The organism is Lentimicrobium saccharophilum (assembly GCF_001192835.1).
GTDB lineage: Bacteria > Bacteroidota > Bacteroidia > Bacteroidales > Lentimicrobiaceae > Lentimicrobium > Lentimicrobium saccharophilum.
In genome coordinates this window covers 1,636,967-1,657,978 of record NZ_DF968182.1, presented here as the reverse complement: position 1 = coordinate 1,657,978, position 21,012 = coordinate 1,636,967, and the positions used below count along the sequence as shown (strand labels likewise).

The window sequence follows — 21,012 nt, the reverse complement described above, 5'->3', positions numbered from 1 at the left end:
ATGAGTTGCTCTCAGGTGTTTCCGGATGGTCTCGGCTCCGCTCGACCACCGGACTCCGCTCGACCACCGGGCTTCGCCTGAACACCGGTTTTATTATTTAGCCGGGATTTTCTGTGGTGGTCGAGGGGTACCGATGGCCATCGGCACGAGACCACCTTTCCATGTTGCGGAGTCAAGGCCATCATGCCATGTTGCGGAGTTGAGACCGCTATGATTCAGAACTGAGAATCGAAAATCCTTGCCTCAAGTTGCTTCTGCCACTTCTACTGTTTTGAGTGTTTTTGTAGGGTGCTCTGAAGGATATTGTAAGGTGCTATTAATGAGTATATTGCAAAACGCGTTGTAAATTTGTAATGACTACGTCCACATCGTAGACTCAATAGCAACGGCCCCCCGGAACAACATTCTCAATTATGAAACTCATGCCATTACCAGCAGTTATTCCTGCTTTGCTTGCCCTCATTGCCTGCAATTCAGGTTTTAACCCGGACAAAAAAGATGGAGGGGAGCTTATAAGCGGTGGAGAAGGTCATCCGGTAATTTTTTATCGCAACAGCGAACCCAACGAAAATGCCTTTACGTTTCTGCTGCCGAAAGATTGGAGTATTACAGGCGGGATAACGCGGGTTGATCCCAATGCCGCGGGCGGCGCCGGCAATGCCATTGAAGCCAAGCTGTATATGAAGCTCTCGTCGCCCGATCAGAAAGCCGGCATGGGGTGGCTGCCCGACACCCGCTTTTTCGATATACACCGCTATCCGGAGAAGAGCCTGGCTGCTCCCATGTTCCCGGATGGCAGCAACTACAACGGGATGATGGTAATGCGTATGATGACACCTGTCGATTTTATCAGGGAAATTGCCATTCCGTTTGCCCATCCTCATGCTCAGAACATTAAGGTTACAGGTGTTCAACAGCTCCCCAATCTGGCTGAAGAGTATGGGAAAATGTCATCGCTTATGCTTGGTGGTTACCGGTTCAATTACCAGGCAGCCATCGCGAATCTTGAGTACTCCGAAAACGGTATTCCATATCTTGAAAAGATGGTATGTGCCATCGAGGACTGGGGTCAGCTGGGCGGTGGTTTGTGGAGCAATAAGGAAACCTGGTATGTAAGGGCCGAAAAACCGCTTTTCGAAGAGCTGGCACCTGTGTTTGCCACCATCGGCCAGTCGGTAAAGCTCAATCCCGAATGGATTACCCGTGAAATCCGCAGCCAGCAGGTGAACAGCAACATCGCCCTGCAAACCCAGCGCGACATTGCCCGCATTGACCGGGAGATCACCGAACACCGTGCCCTGACCAATTCAGAAATCAACAACGACATGTACCTCAACCTTACCGGTCAGGAAGACTACATCAACCCGTTTACCGGAGAAACTGAACGCGGAACCAATGAATGGAATTTCCGCTGGGAGAATGCTCAGGGTGATGTGATATACCACGACAACAATAATTACAATCCCAATGATGATGCAGAATTAAGGGTGAAAGGTTTTAAACGTTCGGAGGTCAGGAAGAGGTAGAATTTGGTTTCTCGCAGTCATTAAAACTTTCTTTATAACCCGGAAAAAGATCATTTAAGCTAAAATTTCAAAAACCGTAACATGAAAAAAAATCTACTTTTCGCATTCATTCTTTCTGTCGTGTCAGTAAGTGTTTATTCTCAGGTTCAGTCAACAACATTTGGCGGTTTATGGCACGATCCCAACACCTGGATTGGTCTGACTGTTCCCGGTGAAAACGATGATGTAATCATCAACGGGCCTGTAGTTCAGGCTTATACAAGTGGTTATGCCATTCTGCCTGTTCACTGCAACAATCTTACAATCACTTCGTCAGGTTCGCTCCGCAATGGAGGGTATGGGGGGGGGAATGGAATTTTCCCGGTTTATGTACATGGAAGCGCTGTCAATAATGGTATCGTTGAGAACGGCGGAGAGGATGCTCTGAAGATGTTTGTTTATGGTGATCTTACCAATAATAACATCTGGATGCCTGTTGAAACGGAGCTGACAAATTCAGGAAATCATAACCTGAGCCTGCTTGAAGGAATGACATTCGGGAGTAAAATTATCGTCAATAGCAGTACCGGCATCACCGCCCTCACCGACCTGGTTTTTACCTGTGACTGGTACTCTGACGGCTATTATAACCGGAGCCATCTTATGCTCAACGGCCATATATTCAGTGTTGGCAATCACTCCCTTGAAATGCGTCATTGCCTGGTTAACAGCGGGACCCTTACGGGTGATTTCGAAATTCTTGGAACATTTAAGGTTGGGTATGATGTTTCGGATACCCTGAAATTCAATGGAAACATTACAGTAACGGATACCCTGATGGCCAATGTTTATGGAGGTGGGTATGGCATCTATAAACTAAGGATTAATGGAAATCTGTTAAATAATGGGGTGATTATGGATAATATGGATACAAAAGCACCATTGAATGATGATGATCTTGAAATCCTTATTACCGGTGATATTATAAACAACAGGCACTGGTCGTGCAAATATGTAAAGTTAGCAGGTGATGAAACACAGCATATTACTCAGGGTACCGACAGGTTTTTCGACAGTTACTTCAGCGACCTTAACCCTGAAAGTGATATTGTTGCGCAAAGCAATATCACGATAATGAATGATCTTAATCTGAATGGGGCACATCTGAACATGGCAGGGGATACACTTACAATTTACGGGTGGCTTTACGGCGGAGCCATTGAAAATACCAATCTGAACAATGGTTTCCTGAACAACATTATAAGTATGGGAGGATTATCAGTTAATGGAGTTGTCACCATCGAAAACAATAATATTTTCCACGACTATGTAATTGTTAACGACACCCTTCAATCCATCGAATATGGCGGAGGAAGCATTACTTATACGCTTCAGGTTCGGGGAGATATCACGAATTACGGATTAATCCGCAACATAAACGATGGTGACCTGCTGTCTCTTGAAATTACCGGAGGCATTGACAATCATGGACTTTGGGAGAATGCTTATACCAAATTTTCCGGTAGTCAGCAACAGCAGATTCACCAACTGCCCGGGAAAGTTTTCCAGACAAATTTCACGGATGTTGATTCCGTCAGTATGGTCGTTGCCACCAGCGATCTTAAAATTGCAGGTAATTGCAATCTGTTGCGATCAACCCTGGAGATGAACCATTATGAAATCGATATTTCCGGGCATCTTTACAATGGCAGGGTAAACTCCGCCATCATCAAAAATGCCACCCTAAGCAATATTACCGCATCCGGAAATACAGAAATCCGTGGAATAGTGGTAATTGATGATGGAAACAGGTTTTATGGCAATTTATTGGTTACCGATACGCTTCAGTCACAGGTATACGGCGGCGGCTCTTATACATATAGTCTTTACAACTTCGGAAATATTGAGAATAATGGCTTAATCAGGAATGAACCAACTCAGAATGAATCTTTTGCTCTTTATGTGCAGGGGGATATCATCAACAGGGGAACATTTACCAATTATGCCAATTATCAGCTTTTTTACCTGAACGACGATGTTCACCAGGTAAGTTGCATGAATAATGGAACAACGAACTGGCAGTTTGAGGGCGCTGACATCACCGGAGCCGGAGCTGAATCATTTTCAATGATATCGGGAGGAGGAATTCAAACCGTGCCCCCCGGTGAATCCTGGGAAGTTTCAGTGCAGTTCGTGCCTGCCGGCAGTGTTTTTACCGCTCAGCTCAATATCCATTGCACTGAAACCGGAAGCCTGGGAACCATATACCTGATCGGGTATAACGAAAATTCAACGGTTGGAGTAAAGGATCCGGGTGTTTTGAATGAACAGGGAAACTCCCTTATGTTTCGGAACTATCCTAATCCTTTTACACAGGGTACCACCATCAGCTGGCATCAGCCTGAAAAAGCCCATGTTGTGCTGAAACTTTATGACTTTACCGGCAAAGAGATGTGCACCCTGATGGATTGTGACCGGTCTTCAGGTGAACACAGATTTAATTACGATGCTTCAAAACTGCCATCAGGAATTTATTTTCTGAAAGGGTGGTTTGATGATTGTACATCAGCCTGGAAAATGTTGAAAATGTGAAATATAGCTGAGCCTGAAATGGATGGAGAATAAAATTTTATAGTTGATTTGAGAACTTCCGTCTGAAAATGCAAATTGGTTTTTCGGATGTAAAAAGTGTTTTTGATTATTAATGCTGTCGAAATGAAAAAAGCAATCGTATCTTCCTTTGTAACTATTTTATTGATATTCAATGCCAGGGCACATAATCCCTGGCAATGGCAGAATCCACTTCCACAGGGGAATGGTCTATGGGCCGGGCAGGCTCTTGACGCACAAGCCTTTGTGGCAGTCGGGGCCTGTGGAACCATTGTCAGGACGGAAGACCAGTTCAAGAGCCGGGAAATGCCTTTCATACCCTTAGCCGAATTTTTGTATGGGTTGAATTATAGAAACATTGTTGCCGGAACAGTGCACACTTCCAACGGGGGGTATACCGGTGTTTCCAGAGAAAAAGAACTCACAGGACAGATTGCCGTAATTCCGGCCCCGAATCCTTTTCACAATGAGTTGTCAGTTTATTGTGAGCTCACCAACGAATCCTTTCTGACGATAGAGATACGCGACAATACAGGCAGGGTGATTTCCGTGCCTGTTTCCGGAAACAAAGGTTCCGGTTCTGCCCGGATTTTATTTGATGGAAGTCATTTATCTCCGGGCATCTATTTTATCAGGGCCATTTCGGGCGATAAGGTAATGGTAAGAAAAATCATCAGGGTATAATCCTTTTATTCAGGTTTAGGGTAATACTCTTACAGACTGAACTGGGTAAAACTTAAAACAGATAAATATGAAAAATGTCGTCAGCCTCTGGATTATCCTGTTGCTTGGCCTCATCGCCTACAGCCAGGACCATAAATGGTATTTTAACTACAATACCGGAAAAAGCGAAATTGGACATGATATCGTCTGTGGAGACGATGGTTTTGTCTATGTGGCCGGTGTGGAGTACAATGACTTAGACCACGACATTGTTGTCATTGCATTGGATAAGGCGGGAACCCGGCAGTGGGTGTATGTGTATGAAGGAGAGCAGGATAAGGCGATGGAAGTATCGGAGATCCACTATGGAACCGATGGAAACTTGTATATCTGTGGTTTTTAGGAAAATGTGGAAGGCAATGATAAGTACCTTGTTTTCAGCCTTACTTCCGAAGGCAGTTTCCGTTGGGAATATATTTACGATAACACCGGGGATTATGCCAGTAAAGCTTATTCAGTGGAATATGGCGGCAATGGGTTGGTATATGCGGCCGGGGAAGCCAACTACGACTTTCTGGTAACAGCCATCAACTCAACCACCGGCGTGCAGGAATGGATATACTGGTTCGACGGGGCTTGTCCGTATTCATTGTGTGACGATATGGCCAGCGCGATTACCGTTGGTTCCGATGGCAATGTATATGCTGCCGGTTATTCCCTCAATTCCAATGAAAAACAATTGGTTATTATAAGTTTAACCGCTCTGGGCGGATTTAACTGGAAATACCTTCATCCCGCGTTTAATGTCGGTTACAGTGTTGCCACTGATGTTGTTTTCGGCAACGACGGCCGCATCTATGCAAGCTGTGTGATCGGCTCTGATATCGGCGCCATCTGCCTCAATGCTGCAGGTGAATTCCAGTGGAACTGCAACATTGACGGGCCGGGCCCGGAACCGGTATTTGGAGAAACCTGCTATGAAATGCTTTACGGAATAGATGATAACATCTATGTCGTGGGTCGTGCTGCCGGCCGCGATGCTCAGGTGGATACCGATCTTGACGTGGCCGTGATGAAGGTTAACCGGCAAGGCACAGCCGAATGGTTTTACCGCTATGAAGGGCTTTACGGGACCTTCGACATGGGTTTCTCCATAGTGCAGACGCCCGACACCAATGTACATGTGGCGGCTTACAGTTGCGGATTGCTGGCCGAAGCCAACATGATCAGCCTGCACCATAAAACCGGCCGCGATCTGTGGGTGATGCGATACATCGGTCCTGCCATCGACATGGATGTTGCCTATGCCATTACAGCGGACGAAGAGGGTTATCTCTACCTTACCGGTTATGATTACAAAGCGAATCGTCTGCACGACATTTATGTATGGAAGCTCGATCCACCGCGGAATTCTGATGGGTATTACAACCTCGAAGGTTACGGAACTGCCGGTTGCGGGTATGCCGTTATGGAAACACCGGATAAAAATATTGTCATTGCAGGGTATCAGGGCTCCTCAGGCACCAACAGCACCTTTGACATGAGGCTTATCAAAACGGATATCAATGGCGATACCTTGTGGACCAGAAGTTATGGCGGAAACCAGGAGGACCGGGCCTTCGACTTTGTACAATGCCCCGATCAGGGCTTTCTGCTGACCGGATTTACCAAATCTTCCGGCAACGGTGGCAAAGATCTTTATCTTATTAAAACTGATCAGAACGGCAACAAAGAATGGGAAAAAACATACGGTTATGAAACCGATGAAGAAGGCATCTCCATCACAGAAGCCACTGACGGGGGCTGCTTCATTGCCGGTAAAACAACGAAATACGATGGTTCAGGCGACCTGTGGTTTATGAAAATCAACGCGCAGGGCGACAGTCTGTGGACCAGAAGATATGGCGGCAACCGTCGCGATGAGGTGGGAGAGGTACATACCACCGCAGATGGTGGATACATATTTGCCGGAACCAAAGGGAATGCACTATCGGTTGGCTATATCACCAATATGTATGTGATCCGTTTCGACCAGAACGGGGATACTTTATGGACAAAAGAGTACTTCACAGATTACTGGGATACGGGAGGGGATATCATCGAACAGGATGACGGTTCATTTCTGCTTGCGGGATACTACATGAACAGTGAGTACCTGGCCAAACTGGATGCGGGTGGAACCCTGCTCTGGGAGAAAATGCCGCATACGAACCAGAATGGCGGTTTCAGCTCCATCGCCCGGAATGCCGATGGTAATTACCTCCTCAGCCGCAATGGTTTCGGCTCACAGGAAATGATTTACGTGGCGGTTTATGATCCGGATGGAAACTTCATCTCGGCTGATACCGCTGCCTGGTCTCCGGGGAATGTATATATGCCGACCAGGGGTTATGTTTTCGATGCTCAGCCGCTGGCAGGCGGAGGTTATGTGGCTGTTGGCGAAGGCCGGATTTCAGGCGGCAGCGGAATGAATGCAAATATTATTCTGTATAGAAAAGGTGGTGAACTGACCAAACTGCCTTTGCCTCCGCTGGGGATCGATGACTTTCTGCTCTATGGAGAAAAAGACACTCCCCGGCCTTTGCAGATTTCACCCAATCCGGCAAACAACATCGCTGTTTTCGATTTTGAACTGAATGCCTCAGCAGATGTAACCGTTTGTGTTACTGATTTGCAGGGGCGAACGGTATATCAGGCAAACCATGGTTTCTGTCAGAAAGGGAATAACCGGATTTCATGGAATCCGGAGGTTTTCGCCGGCGGAATGTATATCTGCAGGGTAATTGCCGGTAATCAGCTTTTTTCAGGAAAAATTGTACTTCAGAAATAAATCAGGACATGAAAAACTCAATTACAATTGCGATGGCAGTGCTTATTCTGTTACCCTTTTCCATATGGGGTCAGATGTGGCGGGAGAATCCGCAAACCGAGGTGCTCGATTCAGTAATCACCTGGAAATTTTCCGGCATCAGCGATTCAATTCTCTCTTTCCGGACAACCTATCGGTATGATGAGCAAAAGCGAACCATACAGAAAGAGGAATTCGTCAGGGAACAGGCCCTGAATCTTTGGGTGCCATACCGCATTGAAAAATGGCAGTATGATGGTCAGGACCGGCAGACCATGTGGGCAGTATTGTTTTGGGAAAACGAAACCATGGCTTACAAAGGCCTTTTCAGGGAAAGATATGTATTTGATGCCCAAGGCAATGTTTCCGAATCATACTTCGATGGCTGGAGTCTTTCCCTTTTCGACTGGATAAATTATCGAAGAATATTGAATTACTATGATAATCAGCAAAGGCTGACGAATGAAGTGAATTTCGAATGGAATAACCTGGGACAGCATTGGGATTCAACATCATACATTTTATATGAATATAATCCTGAGGGACTTCCGGAACGGGTGACCGAATGGGAAGAGGAAGATGGAACAGGAGTTTTTTATCCTAAATTAAGGTATGACTATGAGTACAATACAACCGGCGATATGATTCTGAAAACCAGGCTCTTTTATAATCACAATACACAACTGTGGTACTATATGGTAAAGGAAGAACCCACCTGGGATGAACACCATAGCAAAATTCAGTCGTGGTATTGGAAATACGAGGAATCAATCGAAGAGTGGATTCCACTGGAGAAGGATCATTGGGCCTGGGATGAAGCCGGGAATATGGCCCTGTATGAATATTACCGCATTGGCGAAGATACAGTCACATGGATGCCGAGTATAAAAGCTGAAATGACCTATAATGCGTTTAACAGAATGTTGAGAAACACCGGATACAGCGGTAATGACTTTGGTGAATGGGAGCCTGGCTATATGCGTGCATATGAATATATTCAGGATACCCTGCTTGTCGAAGATGCGCTATCGCAATGGGATGCCGGATCAGCATCCTGGAAAGGGGTAAACATGCACCTTTACACATTCGATTCATTAAACCGGCGGCACAGCGATTCGTATCACAAATGGATCGTACATGTGCAGCAGTTTGTGCTCAGCACCCGGGATTATTATTCCTGGTCGCAGCAGGAGGCACAGGGATTTGATGAACCCGGCCGGATAAGTGCTGAAATAATGCCAAACCCGACACAGGGGGAATTTCAGATTTTATTATCCAATATCCTATATCCGGATTGTCAGGTTGAGATCGTTGATCCCACAGGGAAAATCCGGGAAAAACTCAAATCTGAACGGGGTGCCGCCAGCATTCTGATGGACATCACACACTTCCCCCCTGGAATCTACTTCGTTAGAATAGAGTCTGAAAACCAAATAATTGTGAAAAAAATCATCAGGCTATGAAGACAAATTTATTTGCAATGATCGCTGTTGTGCAGACTATTTTGATGTCCATTTGCCTCAACGTCTGCCCGCAAAATCAGGCAAGCCCGATTTCAGGAGATGAAAACTGGGATGAATCATTTGGCACTTCGGGCATGAACGCCGACGTCAATTGTTTTGTGAAAAAAGACGGCATTTTATACGCCGGGGGTGAATTTACCAAAGCCGGCGGTAACAATATCAACCGCATTGCCCAATGGGACGGGGTAAGCTGGTCGCCCATCGGCCACGGATTTGATCAGAATGCCGTTTTTGCCATGGAATTCTTCAATTCAGCGCTTTATGCCGGTGGCATCTTTTACAAATCGAACGGGCAGGCTATGAAGCATTTCGCGAAGTGGAACGGTACTGAATGGGTTCAGCCCGGCAGTGTGATAGATTACCAGGTTGACTGTCTGGCTTCAGCCGGAGATGCACTTTATCTGGGAGGGGGAATGATCGCTACCGCCGGGATAGATCTTTATGGAATAGCCCGGTGGGATGGGACTCAGTTTCATGCTGTAGGTGGTGGCTTATGGCTGTCAGATTATTACACACCGGATGTGTTTGCTATTGAAACAGATGATAATGATGTGTATGTCGGGGGCAAATTCTCCAGGGCAGGAACCGTGGATGCTAGCAGTATTGCCAAATGGGATGGTTCATCCTGGTCGGCTTTGGGAGGAGGCGTCAGTGGCGGTGATGGTGTTGTGACCAGCCTTGCCCTGATTGGAAACGATCTGTATGTTGCCGGCGGATTTACTGTTGCAGGGAGCGTGAGCGTCAATAATATAGCCAGATGGGATGGCTCGCAATGGTCTCCCCTGGGCAGTGGAACAAGCGGGCCGGTGTATACACTTGCAGTTATTGGTGATAAATTATTTGCCGGCGGAAGTTTTACACAGGCAGGAGGGCTGAATGTCAACAACATCGCCATGTGGGATGGCAGTCAGTGGTCGTCGCTTGGAAGTGGCACCAATCAATGGGTGAAAGCACTGTATGCCGACGGAAATAACCTTTATGCCGGTGGCCGGTTTACCAAGGCAGGAAATAAAACAGCCAAATACATCGCCAGATGGCAAACAGCCCTGTCGGTTGAGGATCACGATCCTGATGATCTACAGCTCAGGCTTTTTCCGAATCCCTTTTCCGGCTCAACAACAATTCAGTATCATTTGAAAGAACCAGGGCATGTGCAGCTTGTCATCGATGATATAACCGGTCGGAATGCAGCAATCCTTGTAAATGAGGTGCAATTACCCGGCGAACACAAGGTAATGTATGAAGCATCCGGGTTAAGGAAAGGAATCTTTTTCGTGCGGTTGTGTATTGAAAATCAAACGATTGTGAAGAAGATTATAAAGTTACGATAATTAACCGCATTGACACAGTAGACACATAGAAGGCACATAGAATTTTATTGTGTAATCTATATGCCTGTTGTGGTGAAAAAAAACAAGCCATGAAAAGATTCATCCTTATTTTGCATTTAGCGTTCTGCGCTTTTCATTTTTCATTTGCGCAGCAAATCATCTACGTCGATGTTTCCAACAATACAGGCAACGAGAACGGCACACAGGCAAATCCCTTTAATACCATTGTTGAAGGATTGCAGTTGTCACAGAACGGTGATTCTATCTCGATAGTTTCTGGTAACTATCCTGAAGACACATTGCTGGTTGAGAAATGTGTTTCCATCGCCGGAACATCTGCTGCTTCTACCCTGGTTCAGGGAATTTTTATACTATCCTCAAAGCTTGACTCTATGCCTGTGCTCATCAGGAATCTTTGGTGCCGGAACGTTATACACAATGACAGCGGTTATTCGGTGACCCCTTTGATTATTGAAGACTGCGGATTGCAAGTTCTGAATGATCACACCCCATCGGTTAGCGAAACCGGTCGAATATTATTAAAGAACTGCTCCGTTGATGATAGCATTCACATTGGAAGCGCTGCCTGTGCGGCAAGGCGGGAGGTCATAAATTGTGAAACCGGCGGTGGACTGTGGATCAGCAGCACCTCTTCCCAGGGCTTAATAAGGCTTGAAGGGAACCAGGTGGCAGGAAGCCTGAGCGTAATCACAACTGCAAAATCCGATACCATCTTCATCCAAAACAATACTGTATCCGACAGCCTGATCGTGCTATCGACAGCCTCATACCCTGATGTGATATCCGGTAACACGATTGGAGGCGGGATCCGGTTAAGAGCGGTCTCACACAGCGGCCTGCGGTTCACGGAGAATGATATCCAGAACGGTTCGCCTTCGGCCAAATATGTGGCATTGTCTGAATCAATTATCGGGAATAATAACTTTAAAAACGGTGGTATACATTTTCAGGCTACCGCCGGGGATATCGTCATCAGAGAAAATGAAATCCACACCGATGGCTCGGTAGCAGCCATCCGGTTTAAAACTACAGCCGGTGGCTATTTTGAGGACAATACCATCACCCTCCCGTATTTTGAACCCTCCGGCTTGCCTTTAGATGGAGATACGTTATCTGTTTGCGCTATCCATGTGCGATCGACATCATTCGGAGGGATGAAAGGCAACAGGATCAGCGGCGGCGCCTATGGGGTATACTTATCGGCCATCGCTTCGCATGGATTTAATGAAAATGAGATTGATGGGGCGCATTATGGTTTATATCTGCAGTCAGTTTCGGGAGATGTCGATAGTAACAGGGTGGAGTACTGTATCGGAGACGGGATGATCCTTGATTACAAGTCTGAATATGCTGATACAAATTCCATCAGACTGAATTACAATATCGTCAGGTACAACGGCGGACACGGTATCCGCACAAGAGGAAACTGTCCCATGGGGCGATTGGATGAACCCGGTACAGGATTTAACGTCATCAAAGATAACGACGGTTATGACCTTTACGTGGAAACTCTTTCCGGTTTTGTTGACACCATCTGGGCACAGAATAACGTGTGGTCTCACAGTACTGAAGCAGAAGTCGGTCAATATGATATTTATGATGCAAACGATGATCCGGCGAGAGCGCTGGTGTTGTATATGCCGCTATTGTCATATGGTGTAAGTGAACATCCGTTGCCGGAGATCATAATGTTTCCCAATCCCACCCGGGGAGTTTTCAGTTTTCAGTTTTCAACCGGCAGCCGGCTGCCGGCGGTTATGGAGATTGTCGATTTCTTTGGCAGGATTCTGGAAGCCCGGGTTCCGGAGTTCCGAAATTCCGGAACTTCAGAACTGGATATCAGCCATCTCTCTTCCGGGATATATATTGTACGGTTTTGCTTTGATAGCCAAACGATGGTGAAGAAGATTATAAAGTTATAATAATTAACCACAATATGTCCCGATTTATCGGGATAGGCACAGTAAGGCACATAGAAGGCACATATAATTCTATTGTGAAATCTGGGTGCCCTATGTGCCTGTTGTGGTAAAAAAAAATAAGTCATGAAAAAACTCATCCCCATTTTACTTTTTCCGTTTTTCGTATTCCATTTTTCATTTGGTCAGCAAACCATCTACGTTGCTGCCTCCAACAACACCGGCATTGAAGACGGGACACAGGAACATCCGTTCAACACTATAAAGGAAGGCATCAATGCAGCATCTCCAGGTTGGCAGGTGATGATCAAACAGGGAACATACATTCCCGATGATTCCTGGTCAGGGAATCCACATACCTTGTTTCTCAAAGCTGGGGTAAGTCTGATGGGTGAAGGTGCCGGTCAAACGATCATTCAGGGGATTGTGGTTGACCGGGAGGACAGCAATCTTTCAACCGGTCTTGAAAAGCTCAGGTTTGATGAGTTTTATTTTATCAGGGGAGCCCATACCGGCCCTTTCACCGACAGGAACATAATACGCAACTGCTCAACAGAGTATATTGAGATAGGTTGTGCAGCTGGAATCCCTCCCCCTGATTCATTATTAGGTGCTAATTATGGATTCATAATCGAAAATAATTCTACAGGAACAGAAGGTAGTATTGAGTTCAGGCATGGTGCAGGTATTTCGGAAATAGCCGTTACCGGTAACAGTTGCGGTTATATTCAAATCAAATCCGGAGCCGGATATACCTATCTGATCGATAACAACGAGATCCAATACGGTATTTTTGACAAATCGGCTGCGAATAAAACCACCATTTCAAATAACCGGATATTTAATGGTGCAATTGTGGATCAAAGCGGTGGAAATTACGATCTCACTGAAGATGAATTTATTGAAAACAATACCATCAATTCCGACGAAAACTCCCCGGCATTTATCGATGAGGATTATAAGGCCGGGATCATTGCAAAAAGCAGGTCTGTCACTATCAGAAACAATACCATTACCTGTACGGGAAATGTTTCAGGGATCAGAACCAGCGCAGGAGCTCCGATGCATGTCATGAACAACACTATCATCATTGATGAAGTACAATCAGCTGCCCCTGATCCATCTGAAAGCACTTGCGGAATTTTCAATTATTCCGGATGGGGGTATGTAGCCGGGAACAGGATAACAGGGGGGAACATGGGATATTACAGTAAGGCAGGGACAGTGGAGTTTGCCAACAATGAAATCGAAAAATCTTATACTGGTTTCTATAGCAAGGGCGCTGAGGATGTTCATCACAACATCATTAAAGACTGCAGAGGAGATGGAATGATCCTGGATGGTCTGGCCGGCCCTGTTCATGGTAATGTCATCAAAGACAACGCTGGTTCCGGGATCCGGGTACTCAGAAATCCCATTGATCTTGGTGGCGGGCTGGATACCTGTCCCGGCCTGAATGTAATTACCGGTAACGGAAATTATGATTTGTATGTTGAGGCCATCAGCGAACAGTATCCGTTACTTTTTGCCCGCTTTAATGTCTGGGATCATACGGATCCTGCAGAAATCATGCAGTTTGATATCCGCGATGGCTCCGACTCAACGGGATTGGTCATGGTGGACTTTACCCCTGTCGGGAGTTTAGGTTCAGAAGCGTTGATTCTGCCGGATATCGGGCTGTTCCCGAATCCAACCCATGGGAGTTTCAAAGTTCAATGTTTGAAATCCGGCGTTGAATTTCAAAGTTGCAAGGTTACCGATCTTCTCGGGCAGGTTGTAAAATCCGATAATCCGGAACCCGGCACCCGACAAATTGAACTCAATATCAGCCACCTGCCGGCCGGTATCTATTTCCTTCGGACAAGGATTGAAAATCAAACGATTGTGAAGAGGATTATAAAGATATGATAATTAACCACAACATGTCCCGATTTATCGGGATTGGCACAACTTGTGGCGAGAAAGAAGTTAACCATGAAACAGAAAATCCTAAAATCCGTCACAGGCTTCGAACTTTATCATTCAGTGATGCTTTTATTGCCGGGTACCTTACCCGACACACTGGATCAGTTATGCGGATGGTCTGATTTCATGAATCCTCTTTTATGACAGCTGACTTTTTTTATTTTATCACTAATTTTCCAATTATCCACTTAACTTTTTTGTTATGAAAGCAACAAAAAGAATTAACAGAACCGGGTTGTTTTCTGCAATCCTTGTTTTTTGCAGTTTTATCGTTTCCTGTCAGGATAGATCGAAAAAAACCAGCGAAGAGTTGTTGGAAGATGCCATTGAAAACGAAACAGGCAGCAATGCCGATGTGGATCTCGGCGATGAAAAAGCTGTGATCACCCAGGGCGGCAATACTGTTGAGCTTGACGGGAAAGCCAATTCCTGGCCCGGAGAAATACCTGACGAAGTTCCCGAGTTCACTTACGGAAAAGTAAAAGCTGTAACGACAAGTATCATTGATGGAGCCAAATCGTGGAATGTTATCTACGAAAATGTTGAGGATGATTTCATTGATAAGTACGATGCCGATCTAAAGAAAAAGGGATTCGAAACAGTAACCATGAAAATGGGTGATAAGGGAGGTTCCATCACGGCAGACAATGGAAAGTATACCGTCTTTTTAATGGGTAGTGAAGGCAATCTGAGCATCGGGGTATCCCCTAAGCTGCAGGAATAATCAACTGGCTGACTTTAGTTTTATCTTAACTGAAAAGTACCCGGATCGTTCACCGGTAATTCTTACATGCAACATTTAAGCAGGCATCAGTCCCCCTTATAGCCGGAATTTACCCTGTAAGATTGTTTGCCTGTTATCAAATGATTGTGAGCGAGCTAATCATGTTGTGAAATTAAATTGAGGTTAGGCTCAGATGAAAAGAATGATAGAAATCATATAATCCGGGTCAATCATTTTAAATTTTTGTCATCATTGAGCATTAAAAAAGAAAATCATGAAATCACTTCTTCTCATTTATAAAACCATTTTGCTGGCAATAATGGCAAGTACTTCACTGCAGGCCCAGTGGACTCAGTCTGCCCTGCCGGTATCGAACCAGAGTACCGATGTGCTGTCATACGGCGGAATATGGTATGTAGCAACCTCCGACAATGGCATCCAGCGATCGCAAAACTTCACCGACTGGTACCCTTCATTCACCGGGATCGGCACCTCCGATATCCGAAGAATCATATCCTCGGTCGAAGGGGCCAATATCGTGTTTTATGCTTCCACTGCAAACGGTGTTTACCGTTCCACCATGATGGGTTACAGCTGGACAGCAGTCAACAATGGACTTACGAGCCTTAATGCAGGTGCAATTTTTTCGGATGGGAATATCCTGCTGGCTAACACGGAGGATGGTGTTTTCCGTTCCGAAGACTACGGACAGAACTGGTCAGCTGTCAATGTGGGAGCATCAAATCAGCTGGTCAGGTGTTTTCTGAAAAATGGCCCGGATTTATTGGCAGGGCTGGCAAATACGGGAAACTACCTTTACCGCTCTACCGATGACGGGCTTACCTGGTCGCCTTACGGAACAGGACTTTACGAAGTGAACCTTTTGGCAAAACTGGACGATGAGTTATTTGCGGCTTCAGCTACCCTGATGTACCACAGTACCGACAATGGCCTTACCTGGTCGCCGGCAGGCTCCGGGTTGGTCCCGGGCATGTATATTACTGATATGACAGCCCATGGCGACTATCTGTATGTGGCCACCCATGCAGGAGGTTATGTACAACACAGGGATAGCAGCAGTTTTAGACTGATTACTTCAGGAATGCCTCAGGGTGGCTATATGATCAATACAGTAGGTGCGGACAACGATAATATTGTCTTTGGAACCTTGTCCAATGGATTATGGTATGCCGGTTCGGGTGTGGTCACCGGCCTGAATATGCCGGTTCAGAAGCCGGGGCGCCTTTTTCCTGATCCTGCTTCAACAGTTGTAACGTTGAATATATCTTCAAGTAGCAGGGGTGAGTTTAAGGTTTCTGTCAGGAATTTTTGCGGTCAAACCGTGTTAAGTTGTGGAATTTTCAATTCCGGAACAGATGGGTTGACGTTTGATGTCAGCAATCTGCCGCCAGGTGCCTATTTCATTCTGGTTGAAGGGGGGGGTTGGCGGGAAACGCATAAGTTGCTGATCTGCAGGTAAAGCATATAACGTATGCCTGGACTCCGCTTTAAATTATCTTCCCGTTTTAAAGCGCTGTTGTGTCATTGAAGTTGAGAGACGATTCAGTGTATTAAAATTACCTTAAAGGTTAATCTTCAAGGCTGATTCAAAGGGATTTTTCCTTATATTTAGTTTTCTTAAGGCGTTAAAAATAAATCAGTTGCCTGCAGGTTTTAAAGTTATTGTCACAGTTGTGACTGCAGACAGATAAGTATCTTTTAACGGCTGGAATGTTCATTTTTAGTATGATGACTGCATAACCCCGGTTGGCATTAACGCAGAAGCCTATTGACCGGCAACCACTCCTGTCCCGCTCTGTTTTGTTTCTTCCTTATCTCCATTTCTCCATTCTCTTCCGGCCCTTTATCTGCAAGCATCTGATCTGACAGAGTCGTCTCGCTGAGGGTATATAGTTGATATTTATCGTTTTCGTGGTAATTGAACCAGCCGGAAACGATTGTTATTGCATTGGTGAACATTTGTGATTCCCGGTTTATCGAAAATAAGGCCTGAATATTTTTTTCTCAAAGGAAATTTTTAATTCAAAACGCCATGAAAAGTCTTTTCAAAAAATTTGTTTTTCTCTCGGGTGCAGTCCTTGTATCCTTTGCACTTATACCTGTAAAAGCAAATTCTCAGATTGTTTCAGCTCCCGGCGGGGGGGTGTGGAGTGTTCCTTCCACCTGGCTGGGAGGAATTGTTCCGGCAGCCTCCGACGATGTTATCATTGAATCCACGGTGAGTGTGAACGGAAATTCATGTAACAATATTCAGGTTAATCTCGGTGGTATTTTGCAGAATCATTCAAGTAATAATTATACACTCAATGTTTACGGTAACCTCACAAACACCGGAATTATTTCAAACTATGCCGGATATGGGCTTTCGCTGAAAGTTTATGGTAATCTGGCCAATGAAGGGACCATGTCAAATACCACTCTTGACTTCAGCGGGTCGGGAAATCAACAGATATCTTCCGGACAACCCTTATCCCTTTCCAATTTTTTGAAAAGTACACAAACCGGAAGGGTTGTTGCCACCTCTGATCTGAGTTTTACCGGGACCAATATTAATTTTTTAAATGACACCCTCGAATTTACGGGAACCAGCCAACTGCTGATTGATGCCGGAAATCTTTCAAATGCCGTAATCTATAAATCGTCGTTGCCCGCATTGAAAATTTCGGCGGACAACGGAACCTATGCTTCAAATCTTACACTTTACTCTCTTCAGACTGAATTTTATGGTTCCCTTATAATCAATGGCAACAGCAATTATTTCAGGAATAATTTTATCAATTACGGTACACTGAGTAATTACCCTAACAATGCCTATACACTTTTCGTGGACGGAAATTTTGCGAACAACGGAAGTTTACTGAATAATGTTTTCTCCTTCATTCTGAATATTAACGGGAATGTTGTCAACAATGCCTATTGGGCAAATTACCGCACCATCCTGTCAGGAACAGTCAACCAGGAATTATCAATGACTCAGACTTTTTCAGGGGCCGAATTAATAAGGATTAATGGTTCAGGCCGGATTCAGGCAACCTCAGCACTTGATTTCGAAGGTACCGAAATCCAGTTGAACGGAGATACGCTTGAGTTTACCACCGGCACTTCCGTCACGCTGAACGGAGGCAGTATACTGTCGGGTGTCGTTTATAAATCATCAATGCCTGCCCTGGCAATGAATAATGACAACGGAACATATTTTAGTAGTCTTATGGTTGATGCCCCTCAGCTGCAACTGGCCGGATCACTGGTTATATACGGAAGTGGTGTATCGCTGAAATCAGATGTTATCAACAATGGAACATTACTTAATTATAATAACAATTCATACACACTGCAGGTGCCGGGCAATTTCACCAACAATGGAACCGTAACCGACAATGTTTTTGGTTTTTATATTAATATCTCGGGTAACCTGGAGAATAACGGGGTGTGGGACAATTACGGAACAATTCTCAACGGCAATTCAAACCAACTGATATCGATGACCCAGCCATTTGCCGGTCAGGCCTTTACAAGAGCGGCAGGTGCAGGCAGATTGATCGCAGCGACCGATCTCGCCTTTAACAATACCGTTATTACGCTCAATAACGATACCTTGCAGTTTACGACTGGTGCCGGTATTACCTTGTCGGGAGGATGCATAAATCCCGGGATACTTTATAAAACAGCTTTACCTGCATTAAGAATTACGGCAAATGAAGGCACTTACCTTCAAAACCTTATAATTGATGCACCGGAAACTGAGTTTTATGGCACCATAACGGTTTATGGAAGTTCTCACAACTTTAAAACCAGCATTATCAATAACGGAACCCTGCAGAACTATCCGGACAATTCATATGCTTTGTTCATCGACGGGAGTGTAACCAACAACGGTACCATTCATAACAATGTTTACGATCTGTATCTGTATATTTCCGGTAATCTGATCAACAACGGGGTGTGGACAAACCGTTCAACCGTCATGAACGGTGCTGTCAATCAGTCGGTTTCCATGTCACAGCCATTCGGCGGATATTATTTCGAGAGAGTCAGTGCAAATGGAAGATTGCAGGCCACTTCGAACCTGAGTTTTACAAATACCATTATTACCCTGAACTCAGATACCCTGGAATTTACTTCAGGGAATTCCATTACCATGAACGGTGGCTGTCTTAACCCGGGCACCTTGTATAAAGCAACCGCACCTGCCCTGAAAATAACTGCCGGCAGTGGTAACTTCATTTATAACCAGATTATAGATGCCCCTCAGACAGAACTTTATGGTGTATTATTGATTTTTGGGAACAATCATAATTTCAAAAATAGTGTGATCAATTACGGAACCCTGCAGAACAGACCAATCAACTCGTACCTGTTGACTATTAATGGAAATCTTACCAACAACGGCACAATTCAGAACAATGTATACGACTTTTATCTGAGCATTTCAGGCAACTTGATTAATAACGGTAGCTGGAAAAACCTTTCAACTATTTTAACAGGAACATCAGTACATCTGTTTGCATTCTCAAAGGTATTTGAAGGTGTGGCACTTATCAACGACAATGAAGCCGGTGATATCGTTGCAGCCACCGATCTTACTTTTGACGGAACGGATATTGATCTGAACGGATGTCTGGTTACCTTGCCCGAAGGTGGTTATCTTTCTGTGCTGAATGGTTATCTTCTTGATGCATCTGTTTCAGGTACAGACCTGCATTTTAAGTCCTTAGGTGCATATTGTCAGAACACCGTTTTTCTGTCGGATGTGACTTTGCACGGGGTATTTCAGGCGGGTATTGGTGTTGCTTTTTCAGGGAGCATTGTGAATGAAGGAATGATAAAGAATAGGGGATTAAACTCTTATACAATTCAAGTGCAGGGTGATATCCACAACAACGGAATTATTATGAATAATATTTATTCATTTACCATCACTGTGTTTGGCGATTTATATAACAATGGTACCTGGGCTAATACCCTGACCACTCTGGATGGAACAACAGATCAGAATATTATGCTGATTAACGGGGCGCCAATTGCAGGGACAGTCAGGCTGGATGCCAATTTTTCTGGCTCGGGGCTGGCCTGGTGGGGGCCACCAGGCAATCTGACCGGTAATCCGGGTTTTTCCGGCGCCAATACTCAGGTGCTTACTTTCCTCAATCCCATTTCTGATGCCCTCACGGGGCAGTATTATTGTATGAATAATGAAGCTGTTCAGTCGCGGAATATCTACATCAGTTCGCAGATAATCCCGGTTAAAACTTTACATCTTACATTAATGCTTGAAGGGCTTTTTAATAGTGCAAGCGGATTAATGAACCCTGTGCTTGATGCAAATGGAAATGCTATCTGGGATGTAACAATTTCGGACCAGATCACGGTTGATTTTCATGATGGTGACAACTACGAAGATGTTATTGTGTCTGCACCGGAGGTTCTTTTGTTTGCAGATGGTAACGCTACCGTTACAATCCCTGCCGCGTACGACGGGAATTACTATCTGGCGGTCAGGCATCGCAATAGTATTGAAACTGTCAGCGCAAGTCCTGTTAGTTTCAGCGAAAGTATCGTTTCCTATAATTACACAAATTCGGCCGGACAAGCCTATGGCGCAAATCAGAAAGACCTTAACGGCGATGGCTCAAAATGGGGGTTCTTCTCCGGTGATGTCACACAGGATGGCTATATCGAATTTGTTGATGTAATCTCTATTTATAACAAGAATGTAGAAAGCGACTCAGGCATCTCGCTGGAAGATATTGACGGGAATGGATATGTCGAATTCCTGGACTACATTATCGCATACAACAACAGCGTCAACAGCGCAGGGATTATTTCGCCCTCCGATTAGGAAAGAAATCTGCAATAAGTATGATAAGATAACCTGTTTCATT

General features: G+C 45.0%; 13 protein-coding genes. 12 read left to right on the top strand and 1 reads right to left on the bottom strand.

Going from position 1 to position 21,012, the window contains the following annotated elements; all coding sequences use genetic code 11:
- Nucleotides 1–422 precede the first annotated feature (422 nt).
- The 11 genes from TBC1_RS06220 to TBC1_RS06165 all read left to right on the top strand — a co-directional run bounded on the left by TBC1_RS06220 (nt 423) and on the right by TBC1_RS06165 (nt 16,589).
- Nucleotides 423–1,526, top strand: coding sequence for a hypothetical protein (locus TBC1_RS06220; RefSeq protein WP_062039850.1), 1,104 nt, complete (start codon nt 423–425; stop codon nt 1,524–1,526).
- An 81-nt stretch (nt 1,527–1,607) separates the two neighbouring features.
- Nucleotides 1,608–4,097: a T9SS type A sorting domain-containing protein gene (locus TBC1_RS06215; RefSeq protein WP_062039848.1), complete on the top strand. Its 2,490-nt coding sequence runs from the start codon at nt 1,608–1,610 to the stop codon at nt 4,095–4,097.
- 123 nt (nt 4,098–4,220) lie between these two features.
- Entirely contained in the window at nt 4,221–4,799 is a 579-nt protein-coding gene (locus TBC1_RS06210) for a T9SS type A sorting domain-containing protein (RefSeq protein ID WP_137305475.1), read from the top strand.
- 67 nt (nt 4,800–4,866) lie between these two features.
- Complete coding sequence (locus TBC1_RS06205; protein WP_062039844.1) at nt 4,867–5,181, top strand: hypothetical protein; 315 nt, start codon at nt 4,867–4,869, stop codon at nt 5,179–5,181.
- 6 nt (nt 5,182–5,187) lie between these two features.
- A complete protein-coding gene (locus TBC1_RS06200; RefSeq protein ID WP_062039842.1) occupies nt 5,188–7,608 on the top strand; it encodes a T9SS type A sorting domain-containing protein in 2,421 nt (806 codons plus the stop codon).
- Between the two features lie 8 nt (nt 7,609–7,616).
- Nucleotides 7,617–9,089 carry a T9SS type A sorting domain-containing protein gene (locus tag TBC1_RS06195; protein ID WP_082189504.1) on the top strand — a complete coding sequence of 491 codons (1,473 nt, stop codon included), beginning with the start codon at nt 7,617–7,619 and terminating at the stop codon, nt 9,087–9,089.
- On the top strand, nt 9,086–10,480 hold the full coding sequence (locus TBC1_RS06190) for a T9SS type A sorting domain-containing protein (protein ID WP_062039839.1): 1,395 nt from the start codon (nt 9,086–9,088) through the stop codon (nt 10,478–10,480). The genes TBC1_RS06195 and TBC1_RS06190 overlap by 4 nt, the downstream gene beginning before the upstream one ends.
- 89 nt (nt 10,481–10,569) lie before the next feature.
- Nucleotides 10,570–12,423, top strand: a complete 1,854-nt coding sequence (locus TBC1_RS06185) for a T9SS type A sorting domain-containing protein (protein WP_062039837.1) — start codon at nt 10,570–10,572, stop codon at nt 12,421–12,423.
- 123 nt (nt 12,424–12,546) lie between these two features.
- Nucleotides 12,547–14,328 (top strand): T9SS type A sorting domain-containing protein, encoded by a 1,782-nt coding sequence (locus tag TBC1_RS06180; protein ID WP_062039835.1) that lies wholly within the window; start codon nt 12,547–12,549, stop codon nt 14,326–14,328.
- Between the two features lie 259 nt (nt 14,329–14,587).
- Nucleotides 14,588–15,109 carry a hypothetical protein gene (locus TBC1_RS06170; RefSeq protein WP_062039832.1) on the top strand — a complete coding sequence of 174 codons (522 nt, stop codon included), beginning with the start codon at nt 14,588–14,590 and terminating at the stop codon, nt 15,107–15,109.
- Between the two features lie 274 nt (nt 15,110–15,383).
- Complete coding sequence (locus TBC1_RS06165; RefSeq protein WP_062039830.1) at nt 15,384–16,589, top strand: T9SS type A sorting domain-containing protein; 1,206 nt, start codon at nt 15,384–15,386, stop codon at nt 16,587–16,589.
- A 293-nt stretch (nt 16,590–16,882) separates the two neighbouring features.
- Here the strand turns inward: TBC1_RS06165 and TBC1_RS06160 are convergent, their stop codons facing one another.
- Nucleotides 16,883–17,089 carry a hypothetical protein gene (locus tag TBC1_RS06160; RefSeq protein ID WP_062039828.1) on the bottom strand — a complete coding sequence of 69 codons (207 nt, stop codon included), beginning with the start codon at nt 17,087–17,089 and terminating at the stop codon, nt 16,883–16,885.
- Between the two features lie 73 nt (nt 17,090–17,162).
- On the opposite strand from TBC1_RS06160, the gene TBC1_RS06155 reads away from it, so the two are divergent.
- Entirely contained in the window at nt 17,163–20,969 is a 3,807-nt protein-coding gene (locus tag TBC1_RS06155; protein WP_062039826.1) for a beta strand repeat-containing protein, read from the top strand.
- The last annotated feature ends 43 nt before the right edge of the window (nt 20,970–21,012 follow it).

What these genes read in the sequence shown, in the direction of transcription:
- TBC1_RS06220 (WP_062039850.1), top strand. Translation starts at nt 423, where the DNA reads ATGCCATTACCAGCAGTTATTCCTGCTTTGCTTGCCCTCATTGCCTGC.
- TBC1_RS06215 (WP_062039848.1), top strand. Translation starts at nt 1,608, where the DNA reads ATGAAAAAAAATCTACTTTTCGCATTCATTCTTTCTGTCGTGTCAGTA.
- TBC1_RS06210 (WP_137305475.1), top strand. Translation starts at nt 4,221, where the DNA reads ATGAAAAAAGCAATCGTATCTTCCTTTGTAACTATTTTATTGATATTC.
- TBC1_RS06205 (WP_062039844.1), top strand. Translation starts at nt 4,867, where the DNA reads ATGAAAAATGTCGTCAGCCTCTGGATTATCCTGTTGCTTGGCCTCATC.
- TBC1_RS06195 (WP_082189504.1), top strand. Translation starts at nt 7,617, where the DNA reads ATGAAAAACTCAATTACAATTGCGATGGCAGTGCTTATTCTGTTACCC.
- TBC1_RS06190 (WP_062039839.1), top strand. Translation starts at nt 9,086, where the DNA reads ATGAAGACAAATTTATTTGCAATGATCGCTGTTGTGCAGACTATTTTG.
- TBC1_RS06185 (WP_062039837.1), top strand. Translation starts at nt 10,570, where the DNA reads ATGAAAAGATTCATCCTTATTTTGCATTTAGCGTTCTGCGCTTTTCAT.
- TBC1_RS06180 (WP_062039835.1), top strand. Translation starts at nt 12,547, where the DNA reads ATGAAAAAACTCATCCCCATTTTACTTTTTCCGTTTTTCGTATTCCAT.
- TBC1_RS06170 (WP_062039832.1), top strand. Translation starts at nt 14,588, where the DNA reads ATGAAAGCAACAAAAAGAATTAACAGAACCGGGTTGTTTTCTGCAATC.
- TBC1_RS06165 (WP_062039830.1), top strand. Translation starts at nt 15,384, where the DNA reads ATGAAATCACTTCTTCTCATTTATAAAACCATTTTGCTGGCAATAATG.
- TBC1_RS06160 (WP_062039828.1), bottom strand. Translation starts at nt 17,089, where the DNA reads ATGTTCACCAATGCAATAACAATCGTTTCCGGCTGGTTCAATTACCAC.
- TBC1_RS06155 (WP_062039826.1), top strand. Translation starts at nt 17,163, where the DNA reads ATGAAAAGTCTTTTCAAAAAATTTGTTTTTCTCTCGGGTGCAGTCCTT.